At 74.7% G+C, this 13,865-nt stretch carries 14 protein-coding genes; 9 read left to right on the forward strand and 5 right to left on the reverse strand.

What is annotated here, in order from left to right; all coding sequences use genetic code 11:
* Positions 1–70: 70 nt before the first annotated feature.
* Together KIS93_RS10105 and KIS93_RS10110 are read left to right on the forward strand one after the other, a co-directional pair.
* A complete protein-coding gene (locus KIS93_RS10105) occupies positions 71–1,267 on the forward strand; it encodes an SGNH/GDSL hydrolase family protein (RefSeq protein ID WP_080038210.1) in 1,197 nt (398 codons plus the stop codon).
* Positions 1,268–1,333: 66 nt separating this feature from the next.
* A complete protein-coding gene (locus tag KIS93_RS10110; RefSeq protein WP_080038211.1) occupies positions 1,334–2,908 on the forward strand; it encodes an SMI1/KNR4 family protein in 1,575 nt (524 codons plus the stop codon).
* Between the two features lie 50 nt (positions 2,909–2,958).
* On the opposite strand, the gene KIS93_RS10115 is transcribed toward KIS93_RS10110, so the two are convergent.
* Positions 2,959–3,699: a VOC family protein gene (locus tag KIS93_RS10115; protein ID WP_080038212.1), complete on the reverse strand. Its 741-nt coding sequence runs from the start codon at positions 3,697–3,699 to the stop codon at positions 2,959–2,961.
* Positions 3,700–3,900: 201 nt separating this feature from the next.
* Between KIS93_RS10115 and KIS93_RS10120 the strand changes: the two genes are divergently transcribed.
* From KIS93_RS10120 to KIS93_RS10135, 4 genes are all read left to right on the forward strand, one after another.
* A complete protein-coding gene (locus KIS93_RS10120) occupies positions 3,901–4,377 on the forward strand; it encodes a pyridoxamine 5'-phosphate oxidase family protein (protein ID WP_080038213.1) in 477 nt (158 codons plus the stop codon).
* Complete coding sequence (locus KIS93_RS10125) at positions 4,374–5,096, forward strand: DsbA family oxidoreductase (RefSeq protein ID WP_080038214.1); 723 nt, start codon at positions 4,374–4,376, stop codon at positions 5,094–5,096. Before KIS93_RS10120 ends, KIS93_RS10125 begins: the two co-directional genes overlap by 4 nt.
* 169 nt (positions 5,097–5,265) lie before the next feature.
* Positions 5,266–5,418, forward strand: coding sequence for a hypothetical protein (locus KIS93_RS10130; protein ID WP_155126924.1), 153 nt, complete (start codon positions 5,266–5,268; stop codon positions 5,416–5,418).
* Positions 5,412–6,476 (forward strand): site-specific integrase, encoded by a 1,065-nt coding sequence (locus KIS93_RS10135; protein ID WP_080038216.1) that lies wholly within the window; start codon positions 5,412–5,414, stop codon positions 6,474–6,476. Before KIS93_RS10130 ends, KIS93_RS10135 begins: the two co-directional genes overlap by 7 nt.
* 14 nt (positions 6,477–6,490) lie before the next feature.
* Here the strand turns inward: KIS93_RS10135 and KIS93_RS10140 are convergent, their stop codons facing one another.
* From KIS93_RS10140 to KIS93_RS10150, 3 genes are all read right to left on the reverse strand, one after another.
* Positions 6,491–7,426 carry a TolB-like translocation protein gene (locus KIS93_RS10140; protein ID WP_186404071.1) on the reverse strand — a complete coding sequence of 312 codons (936 nt, stop codon included), beginning with the start codon at positions 7,424–7,426 and terminating at the stop codon, positions 6,491–6,493.
* 172 nt (positions 7,427–7,598) lie between these two features.
* A complete protein-coding gene (locus KIS93_RS10145) occupies positions 7,599–8,117 on the reverse strand; it encodes a SigE family RNA polymerase sigma factor (RefSeq protein ID WP_080038218.1) in 519 nt (172 codons plus the stop codon).
* 158 nt (positions 8,118–8,275) lie between these two features.
* Positions 8,276–9,121 (reverse strand): aldo/keto reductase, encoded by an 846-nt coding sequence (locus tag KIS93_RS10150; protein WP_080046665.1) that lies wholly within the window; start codon positions 9,119–9,121, stop codon positions 8,276–8,278.
* Between the two features lie 243 nt (positions 9,122–9,364).
* On the opposite strand from KIS93_RS10150, the gene KIS93_RS10155 reads away from it, so the two are divergent.
* The gene (locus tag KIS93_RS10155) at positions 9,365–9,571 is read left to right on the forward strand and encodes a hypothetical protein (RefSeq protein ID WP_080038219.1); all 207 of its coding nucleotides are present in this window, start codon (positions 9,365–9,367) and stop codon (positions 9,569–9,571) included.
* Position 9,572: 1 nt separating this feature from the next.
* On the opposite strand, the gene KIS93_RS10160 is transcribed toward KIS93_RS10155, so the two are convergent.
* Entirely contained in the window at positions 9,573–10,556 is a 984-nt protein-coding gene (locus KIS93_RS10160) for an AraC family transcriptional regulator (protein ID WP_186404072.1), read from the reverse strand.
* A gap of 188 nt (positions 10,557–10,744) precedes the next feature.
* Here KIS93_RS10160 and KIS93_RS10165 point away from each other — a divergent pair, with 188 nt between their 5' ends.
* Positions 10,745–11,764, forward strand: coding sequence for a LacI family DNA-binding transcriptional regulator (locus KIS93_RS10165; protein ID WP_080038221.1), 1,020 nt, complete (start codon positions 10,745–10,747; stop codon positions 11,762–11,764).
* Positions 11,765–11,775: 11 nt separating this feature from the next.
* Positions 11,776–13,854, forward strand: a complete 2,079-nt coding sequence (locus KIS93_RS10170; protein WP_222107380.1) for a beta-galactosidase — start codon at positions 11,776–11,778, stop codon at positions 13,852–13,854.
* Positions 13,855–13,865: the final 11 nt, after the last annotated feature.

The raw sequence follows: 13,865 nt of genomic DNA on the forward strand, positions 1-13,865 counted from the left end.
GCATGTCACCGGGCTGCCCCAGTCTGGCGCCTGCCGTACCCATCACCATGATCAACACGGAGGCAGACCGATGACCGACAAGCATGACGCCCGCGCGTGGGTCCGGAGCTGGGGCGCCTCGCCGCAGCCGCCCGACGGCGGGATCGGGTCGCTGGACGGCCACCCGCCCCTCGCCGACGTGACCCTGCGCCAGGTGGTGCGGATCAGCGGCGGCGGCCACCAGGTGCGCGTCCGCTTCACCAACGAGTACGGGACGGCGCCCTACACCATCGGCGCCGCCCAGGTGGGTCTGGCGGAGCCGGGCGGCGGGGTGCGGCCGGGCAGCGCACGCGTGCTGACCTTCGCCGGCGCGCCGCGGGTCACCGTCCCGGCGGGCGCGCCGATCCTCAGCGACCCGGTGGACCTGCCCCTGCCCGCCCTCGCCAGGCTGTCCATCAGCCTGTACCTGCCGGAACGCGTGGAAACCTGCACCTGCCACGACCCCGCCCTCGACACCGGCTGGACGATCCCGGGCAACGCCGTCGCGGCCCCCGCCCTGCCGGACGACGCCGCCGTCCTGCCGGTGCGGGCCCTGATCTCCGCCGTCGAGGTGCTCGCCGACGCCCCGGCCAGGGCCGTCGTCGTGCTGGGCGACTCCCGTACGGACGGAGCCGGCTCCACCCCGGACACCGCCCGCAGCTGGCCCGAGCTGCTGGCCGCCCGCCTCGCCGAGCGCGGCACGCCCGCCCGATACGTCTCCAACCAGGGCATCAGCGGCAACCGCCTGCTCAACGACGGCATCGGCCCCGCCGCCCTGGCCCGCTTCGACCGGGACGTGCTGGCGACCCCCGGCCTCGGCCACGTGGTGCTCTCGGTGGGCGGCAACGACCTGGGCGTCTCGTTCGCCGCCCGCGACGGCGGCTCACTGGCGGGCTTCCTGGAGATGTTCCCCGGCGCGCCGGTGACCGTGGACGACGTCATCGCCGGCCTCCGCCAGCTGATCGCCCGCTCCCGCGACCGAGGCGTGCGGGTCCACGCCACCACGATCGCCCCCTTCGAGGGCGCCGACATCCACACCCCGGAGGGCGAGACCGCCCGCCAGGCGGTCAACGCGTGGATCCGCACCGGCGGCGCCTTCGACGCCGTCCTGGACTTCGACGCCGTCTGGCGCGACCCGGCCCACCCCACCCGCATCAGGCAGGACTACCACTCCGGCGACCACCTGCACGGCAACGACGCGGGTTACCAGGCTTTGGCCGACTCCGTGGACCTGTCACTGTTCGACTGACCTGCGGGTAGCCGTCGGTGGCGAGAGGGGCCGCTCTGTCGGCGTGCTGCCGTAGGGTGGGCTCCCATGATCGGCTTACCTCGGCCGCTGGCCGCCGGGCTCGCGGCCGTGCTGCTGCTGGGTTGCCTCGCCGCCGACGCGTTGCCCCAAGGCGAAAGCTATTTCTGTGCCTTCGTCGGCGACACGATGTCCTGTGGCTCTGCCGAGCGTGACGCGGCCATGGCGGCCGCCATGCTCACGCCCGCCGAGGCCCGCTCCATCGGCTGCTCGCCGCTCTACGTGGGACGGCAGCAGGAGTCGTCCGGCGAAACCCGGCCGGCGCCCGAGCCCACCTTCGCCGTCCGCACCCCGGACCCGGCGCGGGCCGCCCGCGTCGACGCGGCGTGGGGGCGCATCGAGCGCTGGCTCGGCGCGCACGCCTCGGCCACGCTGCGCAAGCTGCGCCTCGGTGTCGAGCCGGAGCACCTGGCCGGGTGGGAGCACTACGCGGGCCGCCGCCTGCCCGACGACCTGTATGCCTCCTACCTGCGCCATGACGGCGCCGACGGCAACCTGGGCGACGGCTTCCGGCTGCCGGGCGGGTACGGGCTGCTGCCGGTCAGCGACATGGACAGCGTCAACGACAGCAACTGCCACAGCCTCATCCTGCGCGGTGACCTGACGGACGCCGACCCCGAGCACGGCACCTGGCACGGCAGCCTGCTGACGACCGGCAGCGACGTCGCGGGAGGTGACCTGTTCGTCGAGCCCCGCACCGGCCGGGTGGGCGAGGCCGCCTCCGGCGAGCGGCTGCGCTACGACGGCCCGATGGGCTTCCCTTCCCACACGGCGATGCTGGAGGCGCTGGCCGCCGCGCTGGAGGGCGGCACCGCGCTGGGTGGCTCGTACCCGACCGTGACCGGCGGCTGCGAGCTGCGCTGGGCCGCCGAGCCCGCGCCGCTGCCGGGTGGCTGCGCGGGAGAGCCGCGTGCGACCCCCACCCCCACGCCGACCGAGCAGCCGCCCACGCAGCCGCCCACCGAGGCTGACAAGCGCGCCACCGGCTGCCTGCCCGCCCGCCGCGCCTCCGTCGTGCGCATGCCTCGCGCCGCCGTCACCGCCGAGGTGAACGCCGCCTGGCGGCGCATCGAGCGGTGGCTGGCCCGGCACGCGCCCGCCACCTACAAGAGCCTGCGCCCGCTGGCCACGCCGCAGGCGATCGCCCGGGCCGAGGCCGCCATGGGCGCGCGCCTGCCCGACGGCCTGCGCGCCTCGCTGCTGCGCCACGACGGGGCACGCGACGGCGGCTTCACCTTCCCGCCGATCCACACCCTCATGTCGGTCCGCGGGATGCGGCGCGATTGGCAGGTCAACTGCGACATCGTCCTCGCCGATCCCGAGCTGGGCGCGCAGTGGTGGCACGGCCGCCTGATCCCGTTCGGCGACGACGGCACCGGCGGCAGCCTGTTCGTCGATCCGGACACCGGCCGCACGGGCAGCTGGCACGCCGAGGACGGCCTGCACTCCGGCGACGGTGACGTCTGGCCCTCCTACCCGGCCCTGCTCAAGGCCGTCGCCCACGCCCTGGAGCGCGGCGAGCCGGTGCGCGGCCGGCATCCGCGCGTGGAGAAGGGCCGCCTGGACTGGCGCTCTGAAGACTGAGCGGCGGCAGAGGCTGCCGGTCCGCCGGGACGAGCAGCGAGCACACCGCGTCAGCCCTTGCCGAGGAGGCAGAACTCGTTGCCCTCCGGGTCGGCCAGCACCGTCCACGGCACCTCGCCCTGGCCGACGTCGGCGCTGGTGGCGCCCAGGGTGCGCAGGCGGGTGACCTCCGCGTCCTTGGTGTCCACGGGGTCGGGGAGGAGGTCGACGTGGATGCGGTTACACCAGGTGCGCGGGCCGGGCGGGGTGCGCAGGAACTCCAGGTACGGGCCCGTGCCCTCGGAGGGGCGCAGGCGGGCGTGGTCGTCGGTCACCTCCTGCGGGACCGAGTCCACCGCCGCGCCCCAGAACCGGGCCATGGCGGGCGGGTCGGCGCAGTCGACCACCACGGCGGCGATCGGTCCCGTGTCGCGGTAGAGGTCCCGGGGCTCCAGGACGCAGAAGACGTTGCCCTCCGGGTCGGCCAGCACCGTCCACGGGACGTCGCCCTGGCCCACGTCGGCGGGGGTCGCGCCGAGGTCCTTCAGGTGGGCGACCAGCTCGGCGTGGTGGGCGGCCGAGGTGGTGGCCAGGTCGATGTGGACGCGGTACCGCACCGTTTCCGGGTCGGGGACGGTGACGAGGTCGATGTAGAAGCCGGCGGGGTCCGGCCAGGTGACGCCCTCGGGCTCCAGGTTGGTCACCCCGGGCGCTTCGCTGGAGACGCCCCAGCCCAGCGCCTCGGCCCAGAAGCGGCCGAGCGCCGCGTCGTCCCGGGCCTTGAAGTTCACCTGTACGAGTCGTAGCGCCATGCCGCTGATCATAGGCCCGGGAGGGGAAGGGAAGGGCGCTCGCGGCACGGCGGATTGACGTAATCGGACCGTGGTCCGTATGCTGCCGTTTCAGTCAGGCCGGTGTGTCCGGCCAGTACGCGTGAGAGGGCGTTCCATGCTGACATTTCCGTATTCGTCCCCTGCGCGAGCGTGCCCGGGCGCGGCGCAGGAGGGCTTGTGATGGCGCTCGCCCGTGAGGACGGGCTGCGGCTGGTCCGCCGGTACGGCGCCGCGGAGCGGTGGCTGGCGGTGCTGGTGACGACGCGGACGGACGGCCGGCCCTCCGTGTGCGTCGTCAACGCCGGAGTGCTGCCCCATCCGGTCACCGGCCTGGACACGGTCGCCTTCGTCGCCCGTGGCGGCACCGCCAAGCTGGCCAACCTGCGCGCGAACCCGTACGCCACCCTCGTGTTCCGCGCCGGCTGGGAGTGGGTGGCGGTGCGCGGGCCGGTCGACCTGGCCGGCCCCGACGACCCCCTCCCAGGGGTGGAGCTGGACCGGCTGCTGCGCGACATCTACCACGCGGCCGGCGGCGACCACCCCGATCTCGCCGAGTACGACCGGGTGATGGCCGCCGAGCGGCGGGTCGCCGTGCTGCTGCACCCGCACCACTTCACCACCAACCCCGCCGGCACCGAACACCAGGAGACCCCATGACGAACCCGGACGGACACACCGACCACGTTCCCGCCCCGCCGCCGGTGGCGTCCGGCACCGTCCAGGTCTGGTCGGACCTGCTGTGCCCGTTCGCCTACGTCGGCCTGATCTGGCTGCGGCGGGCCCGCCGCAGCCTCGGGCTCGACGGCGTCGTACGGGTCGAGCACCGCACGTTCCCGCTGGAGCTGTTCAACGGGCCGCACCCCCGCCGCGGCACCGACACCGAGGCGGTCGGTCTCGGGCAGATCGAGCCCGAGGCGGAGTTCCGGATCTGGACCGAGTCCGACGACCTCTACCCGCACACCGTGCTGCTGGCCGCCGAGGCCGTCCACGCCGCGAACGCGCAGAGCCTCCAGGCGGGGGAGGAGCTCGACTTCGCGCTGCGCCGGGCGTTCTGGACGCGTTCCCGCTCGATCAGCCACCGCCAGGCCATCCTCGACGTCGCCGCCGAGGTGCCGGGCGGGGCCGTGGACGTGGACGCGCTGGCCGCCGCCCTGGACAGCGGCCGGCATCGCGGCGACGTGATGCGCGACTTCGCCGTCTCCCGGACCGACGCCGTCAAGGGCAGCCCGACGCTGCGCCTGCCCGACGGGACTGCCGAGCACAATCCCGGCATCCAGGTCTCCTGGCAGGGGCCGTGGGCGGCGGGATTCCCCGTCGTCGGCTCCTTCGACCCGAGCAGCTACGACGCCCTCGTCGAGCGGGCCGCCAAGCGGTGATCCTCCGGCCGCGGCCGAGCATCTTGGAGGTGAGGAGCGCATCACCCGCCCCTCACGGCGGGGCCCGGTCCATCGAGCGGGCCGGGGCGCGCTGACCAGCGAAACCGTCCGATCATGACATCAGCGGTCACAGCCCGACATGGGGTCGCTCCGTGAGAAGATCGAATCCATGATTGCACTGCCTGGCTCAGGCCGCCGCAGGGGCGCTTCCGCCCGCGTGCCGGCCGCCGACACGTCCGTGACGTTCATGGCGCGGCCGGGGCTGCTCGGCCGGGCGGGGCTCGGCGCCGCGGCCGTGCGGGCGGGAGCGGTCGCGTGCTGAGCATGCCCCCGGCGGCCAGTGACAAGCAGGGCGGCAAGCAGGGCGGGCCGCGGGTGAGCCCGGTCGCGGATGAGTGGCGCCTGGTGGCGATGGCGGAGGAGCGAGGTGAGACCGGGGTGGCTCGGGCCGTTCCGGACAGGGCCGAGGAGGCGGTGCTGAGTGTGGGGCGGATCGGCGGGCTGCGGCCGCGCCGCCGTCCCGGCGACGGGGGTGAGGCGTCGGGCGCCGACGTCGACCTGGTGGACGCGCTGCCGCCAGCCACCCGCCGCACGGTGGCGGCCTGGCTGCTGGAGAGGCAGTCGGCGGCCACCCGGCAGGCCAGGCTGCAGGTGCTGGCCGCGTTCGTGCGCTGGCTGCGCAGCGTGGACCCGGCGATCGAGCTGCTCGCGGTCACCGGCGCGCACCTCGACGCCTACTGCGACGCGGCGCGCGCCGGCAAGCTGACCGTCGGCGTGCGCAACCCGGGCCGGCCCCTGTCGAGGACGACCGTGTCCAGGAAGCGGGCCGTGCTGTCGTCGTTCTACACCTTCGCCTGGCGCAGCGGCGTCGTCCGCCACGACCACGCCGCCGTGGTGCCGCGCCCGGCGCCGCCCCGCGACCCCGCCGTGCTGGGCCGCGCCGACCGGCGGCTGCTGCGCGAGGGCGTCGCCCGGCTGGCCGAGGAGGGCAGGGCGGCCGAGGCGGCGGCCGTCGCGCTGCTGGACGCGACCGGCGCGCCCGTCTCCGCGCTGGCCGGGCTGACCGTGCAGGACCTGCGGGCGGTGACGGCCGGCGGGCCCGCCGTCGTGACCGTGCACGACGGCCGCGGCGACCTGGTCGCCTTCCCGGTCCCGCCGCTGGCCCGCACGCTGCTGCGGGCCCTGTCCGCCGCCCGTACGCCGGGCGAGCCGCTGCTCAGGCGGCCCGACGGCCGGCCGGTGGACGTCCAGTGGGTCACGGCGGCGCTCACCGCGGCGGCGCTCGCGGGCGGGGTGCCGCGCGAGCGGGCCGAGTTGCTGGACCCGCACATGATGCGGGCCACCACCGTGACGGAGCTGATGCGCGACCAGGCGCTCTGACCCGGCCGGGGAGGTCAGAGCCCGATGCCTGCCGCCTCCCCGGGCAGGGTCAGGTTCGAGAGCTTGGTGTCGTACCTCTTCAGGAGGCGGGCCTTGCCCGTCGTGACGTTCAGCGCGTACAGCTCCCAGCCGCGCTTGCCGTCGAACTTGACCTCGACCTCCGTCGCGTCGCGCCAGATGGTCGGGGTGAGGTAGCCGCGGTCCGCCGACAGCCCGGTGACGGTGATCTCCCGCACGGCGCGCCCCGTGCTGACGTCGAGCACGGTGAGCACCGGCCTGGTGTTCCTGCCGTACTTGCCGTGGTCGAACGCGACCACGGTGCGCTGGTCGGGGGCCGGCTCGCTGGGCGCGACGAACGTCCCGTCGAAGCGCACCGGCTTGCCGCCCCCGGTCACGGGCATGAACCACAGGTCCGTCTTGATGTAGCGGATCAGCTCGACCACGCCGTCCTTGATGGCGACCGGCTCGTACCTGCCGTTGATCGTCGTGCGCTTCCCCGTGCTGGTGTCGATGAGCACGCCCGGGTACTTGCTGCCCTCCCGGGGGTCGAAGACCAGGTAGCGGCCGTCGTCGGAGACCACCAGCATGGAGCCGGTCCCGATCTTGTCCTGCGGCATGGGCGGCGCGGCCACCTCGGCCCCGGTCAGCATGTCGCGCACCACGTGCGCCTGGGCGTCGCGGCTGTAGTAGGCGAGCTTTCGCCCGTCGCGGCTGAGCGCCACCGGCGCGTCGTGGCCGTCGTCGTTGCGGGCGAGCGCCTGCGGCAACCGGTACGTCTTCCCGGCGGTCGTGACGACCCGCCACTCCACGTCGTCGCAGTCGAGGCCGGGCGGCTCGGCGACCCTCTCGCACTTCGTCCGGTACGCGTAGCCGAGCGGCCCCACCTTGCCGCCGGGCAGGTCGGGCACCGCGTTCGCCTGCTGCTGCGGCCCGGCGGGGCGGCGCTCCACCGCCAGGGCAGCGCCACGGCGGTGCCCGCCGCGCCCACCGCGGCGGCCGTCGCCACGGCGGCCAGCGCCAGCGAGATCCGCCGCCGGCGCCGGTGCCCCGCGACGACCGTGTCGAGCAGGTCCACCAGGGGCGCCTCTTCGGCGATGCCGTCCAGGGCCTCACGCAGCCGGGTCATCGGGACACCTCCACGATCTCAGGGTCGTTCAGCAGGTGCGCCAGCTCGGGCGCGATCGTGCGCAGGCGGGTCAGCGCGTGGTGGGTCTGGCTCTTGACGGTGCCGACGGAGCAGCCGAGCACCTCGGCGGCCTGCGCCTCGGTCAGGTCCTCCCAGAACCGCAACACGATCACGGCCCGCTGCCGGGGGCCCAGCTTGGCCAGGGCCTGCCGCAGGACGATGCGGTCGAGCGTGGCGTCGTCGCCGATGGCGGCGCGCTCGGGCACCTCGGCGCTCGGCAGCTCGGGGCGCGGCCGGCGGCGCCAGGAGATGTACTGGTTGACCAGCGCCTTACGGGTGTACGCCTCGGGGTTGCCGCCCCTGGACAGCTTGCCCCACTGCCCCGCGACCTTGATCAGGACGCTCTGCAGCAGGTCCTCGGCGAGATGGGCGTCTCCCGTGAGCAGGTACGCCGTCCGCATCAGCGCTTGCTGGCGGGCGAGCACGAACTCGCGGAAGCCGTCGTGGTGATCCAATGTGAGCTCCTCTCGCCCGTTCCCAACGCCACCCGCGGGCCGGAAGGTTGCAGGCGAGCGCCCGGGAACGCGGGCGACGCCCCGCCCTCACCGGCCGAGCCCTGAACGCGAGCGACGCCCCGCCCTGGCCAGGGCGGGGCGTCGCTCGTCGCGGGCGTTCAGCCGAGGCGGGCGAGCTCCTCCTCGCTCAGCTCCAGGCCGGCCGCGGCGGCCGAGTCGATGATGGTCTCCGGGCGGCTGGCGCCCGGGATCGGGATGACGACCGGGCTGCGGGCCAGCTCCCAGGCCAGGCACACCTGCTGCGGCGAGACCCCATGGGCGTCGGCGATCTCGGCGAACACGGCGTTCAGCTCGCCGGTGCGGCCGATGCCGCCGAGCGGGGACCACGGCAGGAACGCCAGCCCGAGCTCGGCGCACACGTCGATCTCCGGCTCGCTGGTGCGGAACCGCGGCGAGTACTCGTTCTGCACGCTGACCAGGCGCTCACCCAGGATGCTGTGGGCGAGCCTGATCTGGTCGGGATTGGCATTCGAGATGCCCGCGTACTGGATCTTGCCGGCGTCGTGCAGCTCCTTCAGCGCCCCGATCGTCTCCTCGTAGGGGACTTTCGGGTCGGGCCGGTGGTGCTGGTAGAGGCCGATGCTGTCCACGCCGAGCGCCTTGAGCGAGCGGTCGCAGGCCGCCCGCAGGTACGCCGGGCTGCCGTCCACGTCCCAGCCGTCGGGCGTGCGGGTGTGCCCGCCCTTGGTGGCGACCAGCACGGCGTCGGTGTCGCCGCTCCACCGGGACAGGGCGCGGGCCACCAGCCGCTCGTTGTGGCCGACGTCCTCGTGGGACGGTGTGTAGGCGTCGGCCGTGTCGATCAAGGTGATGCCGGCGTCGAGGGCGGCGTGGATCGTCCTGATGGACTGCTCCTCGTCCGGCATGTGACCGGCCACCGACATGGGCATGGCGCCGAGCCCGATGACTCCGACCTGCCGGTCGCCGATGGCACGCGTTCGCATGGTGGTGTTGTGCATGAGGACCAGACTGTCGCCTGGAGCGCACTCCAGGTCAACTGGCACGGCCGCCCGCGTCTTTCGTTTTCCGGATGAACCACGGCGAACGGTTCGTCACGCGACCTGCGGGACCGGCCGGGCGAGGCGATGGTGAAGAGGGTCGCCGGGAGATCGGCGGGGAGGGAAGGGCGAGGGGCGATGCGGGCCGCAGAGTGTGATCCGGCAGCGCGGCAGCCCGATGATCCCCCTGTGGTGGAGCGGGTGGCGGAGATGCGCGCCACCTCGGCCCGGCTCAGGCTCCAGGCGCGTGACATCCGGGCCGAGACCCGGCGCGTCGTGGCCGCCGCCAGGCGGACCCGGTTCCATCTCGTCACGCAAGGCGAACGCTTCCGAGTCGTCCAGGCCGCGATCCGGTTGCAACGCCTGCGGCGCGCCTGGGGAGAGACCGGGCAGTGATCTAGGTGCTGAGCGTGTCGCGGGGCGAGCGGCCGTAGACGCGGCGGTAGAAGGCGGAGAAGCGGCCCAGGTGGTAGAAACCCCACCGGGCGGCGATGGCGCTGACCGTGGCGCCCGCGGCGGGGTCGGCGGCCAGCAGGTCGGCGTGGGCCGCCGCCAGCCGCACCCGGCGCACGTACCCCATCGGCGTGGTGCCGTGGTGGCGGCGGAAGGCGTACTGCACGGCGCGCGGGGTGGCGCAGGCGGCCGCCGCGATGTCGGCCAGCGACAGGTCGGGGTCGGCGTAGTGCGCCTCGATGTGGGCGACGGCCAGGCGCAGCACGGCCGGGGTGGCGTCCACGTGGTCGGCGCGGGCCTCCTCCCGCACGGTCAGCGTGGTGGGGAACGCGGCCAGGATGCCGGCCGCCAGCAGCCGCGCGGCGTTGCCGACGACGAGCGGATGCGTGGCGGCGGGGCCGGACAGCAGCGCGTCGGTCAGGGCCAGCGCGTCGGCGATCATCCGGGAGGCGGCGGGGCCGTGAGGTGAGCGCGACAGCAGCCGCGGCGGCCAGGCGGAGCCGTTGTGAGGGGTGCCGGCGACGTCGGCCAGCAGGTCCACAGGCAGCGTCACGGTACGGATGCGCAGGTTCTCGGCCCGGGAGACGAGGTCGTCGCCGGGGAAGGTGGCCATGAGCGCGTCGCCGGGGCCGTAGCGGTGCACGCCCTGCGCGTCCTCGATCGTGACGGTGCCGCTCAGGACGAGACCGGCCCGCACGGTCTCGATGTCGCGGTTGCGGCAGGTCATCGTGCCCGGGAGGGTCAGGTCGGTGGTGCGCAAGGGGCCGGCGTCGGCGGCCGAGACCGCGAGCCGCGCGGTGCCTTCGCGGATCCTGCCCATGAGCAGCCGGCTGCCGTAGACCCGGTCCAGCCACTCGCGCACCTCGCCCAGGTCGTCGGTGACGAACCGGCTCAGGGCCGGCGCGCCCGCATCCGGCTGAGCGCTCACGGGCCTCATCCCCCTCCCGGGACGGCGCCCGCCACGAAGCACACGAGCCGCCCGTACCGCTCGAACACCCTGGTGCCCGTGAGAGTACTGCGGAACGCCGGCCGCGCGAAGCCCTCTCTTGACAAGACGCCGCCGGGAGCAGCACAGTACCGATCATGTTGACTACGTAGTCACACGGGAGGAGCCGCATGTCCGGGACCAGACGCCGGCCGCCGGGCAGCACCGACGTCGCCCGGCTGGCCGGAGTGTCGCAGAAGACCGTCTCCCGCGTGATGAACGGCGAGCCGTACGTGAGCGACGAGATCCGCGAGCGCGTCCTCGCGGCGGCGCGCGAGCTCGGCTACCGCCGCAACACCGCCGCCCGCGCGCTCAACCTCGGCCGCTTCCACCGCATCGGCGTGGTCTCGCTCGGCAGCGCGCTCTACGGCCCCGCCACGCAGCTCATCGAGCTGGAGCGGCGGGCCAGGGCGATCGGGTACGCCTTCAGCGTCGTGCACACCCTCGAAGGCGACGAGGGCGGCGTGGCCCGAGCCATGGAGTCGCTGCTGGAGCAGGGCGTGGACGGCATCGTGCTGTCCGACCCGATCGACGGCGGCCAGGAGCCGCGCATCGATCCCGGCGTGCCCGTGCTCAGCCTGGGGCCGCTGCCCGGCCCGTCCGGCCCGGATGTGATCGTGCACCGCCCGTCCAACGAGGACGCCGGCCGCGAGGCCACCGAGCACCTGCTCGGCCTCGGCCACCCCACCGTGTGGCACGTCGCCGGTCCCGAGCGGTGGTGGGCCTCCCGCGACCGCGTGCGCGGCTGGCGGGCGGCGCTGGCCGCCGCCGGCGCCCCCGAGCCGCCGCTGCTGGCCGGCGACTGGACGCCCGCCTCCGGCTACGCCGCCGGGCGGGCCCTGGCCGCGAACCCGGACGTCACCGCCGTGTTCGTGGCCAACGACGACATGGCGATCGGCGTGCTGCACGCCCTGGCCGAAGCCGGCCGCGCGGTGCCCGGCGAGATGAGCGTGGTCGGCATGGACGACATCCCGGCCGCCGCCTACCTGGCCCCGCCCCTGACCACCGTCCGGCAGGACTTCGCCGCCTCCGCCGCCCAGGGCCTGGCCCGGCTCGTGGACCGCATCGAAGGCCGCCAGGACGCCCCCGCACCGGACGTCCCGACCACGCGCCTGGTGACCCGCCGGTCCACCCGGCCGTACCGACCATGAAAGGATCACCCGTGCCGCGAGTGCTCTTCGGCGCCGCCTACTACCCCGAATACCACCCCAGCGAGCTGCTGAAGACCGACCTCGACCTCATGGCCGAGGCCCGCTTCTCCGTCATCCGCGTCGGAGAGTCCGTCTGGTCCACCTGGGAGCCCGAGAACGGCCGCTTCGACCTCGACTGGCTGCAACCCACGCTCGACGGCGCCCACGAGCGCGGCATCGGCGTCATCCTGGGCACGCCCACGTACGCGGCCCCGCCCTGGCTGGCCCGCCTCTACCCCGAGATCGCCGGCGAGCTGCGCACCGGCGAGCGCATCGGCTGGGGCGCCCGCCAGGAGATGGATTTCACCCACCCCGCGTTCCTCTTCCACGCCGAGCGCGTCACCCGCAAGGTCGTCGAGCGCTACGCCGGCCACCCGTCCGTCATCGGCTTCCAGGTGGACAACGAGCCCGGCCTGCACCTGCTGCGCAACCACGGCATCTTCCAGCGCTTCGTCGACTGGCTGCGCCACACCTACGGCGACGTCGAGACCCTCAACGAGGAATGGGGGCTCGTCTACTGGTCGCACCGGCTGTCCACGTGGGCGGACCTGTGGCAGCCCGACGGCAACGCCCAGCCCCAGTACGAGCAGGCGTGGCGGCGCTTCCAGGCCGACCAGGTGACCGAGTTCATCGGCTGGCAGGCCGGCATCGTGCGCGAGTACGCCCGGCCCGGCCAGTTCGTCACCACCTGCCTCGCCTACGACCGGCCCGCCGTCGCCGACGACGAGCTGACCGCCGGGCTCGACGTCGCCGCCGGGAACCCGTACTACGCGATGCAGGACGGCCTCGCCCTGCCTGCCCGGCCGCACGCCACCCAGGACTGGCGCACCCGCGACATCTGGGCGTTCTACCGGGCGGCCGACCGCATGTACTCCTCGCGGCAGGAGCCGTTCCTCGTCACCGAGACCAACGCCCAGGCCATCGGCGCGCCCTGGGTCAACCAGCCCGCCTACGACGGGCAGTGGCGGCAGGCCGCCTGGGCGCTCGTCTCCCGGGGCGCGTCAATGATCGAGTACTGGCAGTGGCGGACGCTCGTGTTCGGCACCGAGACGTACTGGGGCGGCGTGCTGCCGCACAGCGGGCGGCCCGGGCGCACGTACCGGGAGATCGCCCGCATCGGCGCGGAGCTGGAGCGGGCCGGCGACCTCGTCGAAGGTCTCACCCCCGACGCGGACGTGGCGCTGCTCTACTCCCACCCCAGCAAGTGGGCGCTGGCCGCGCAGCCGCCGCTCCAGGCCGCCGACGGCGGGCCCGACCGGCGCTCCTACGAGGCGATCTTCGACGCCTTCTACCGCGGCGCCTTCGACGCGGGGCTCCAGGCGCGCGTGCTGCACGCCGGGCAGGCGGTCGCCGAGGACCCCGCCGCGCTCGCGCGCCGGCACCCGGTGCTGGTGGCCGCCGGTCTGTACGTGACCGACGACGCCACCCTCGACCGGCTCCGGGCGTACGCGGCGGCGGGCGGGCACCTGGTGCTCGGGCCGCGCACCGCGTACGCCGATCACGAGGCGCGGGCGCGGCGCGACGTGCAGCCGGCCCGGCTGGCGGAGGCGGCGGGGGCCTGGTACGACGAGTTCAGCAACCTCGACGCCGACCTGCCGGTACGGGCGGCGGACGGCTCCCCGCTCGACCTGCCCGGGGAAGCCGCCGGCACCCGCTGGGCCGACGGGCTGCAGGCCGACGGCGCCGAGGTGCTGGCCGGCTACCGGCACCCGCACTTCGGCCGGTTCGCCGCCGCCACCACGCGGGCGCACGGCGCCGGCCGCGTCACCTACGTCGGCACCCTCCCGAACCCGGCGTTCGGCGCGGCCCTGTTCCGCTGGCTCGCCCCGGACCCGGGCCCCTGGCACCCGGCCCCGTCCCCCTCGGTCACCTCCACCGGCGCGACCGCGCGGGACGGGCGGCGGCTGCGCTTCCTGCACAACTGGAGCTGGGAGGAGACGGCCGTGCCCGTGCCGGTCGCCGTGCGCGACGCCCTCGACGGCACCGAGCGCGCGGCGGGGACGGAGCTGCGGCTGGGGCCGTGGGACGTGCGGGTGCTGGTCGAGGCATAGACCCGGGCGGG

This window comes from [Actinomadura] parvosata subsp. kistnae (genome assembly GCF_900323885.1).
GTDB classification, from domain to species: domain Bacteria; phylum Actinomycetota; class Actinomycetes; order Streptosporangiales; family Streptosporangiaceae; genus Nonomuraea; species Nonomuraea composti.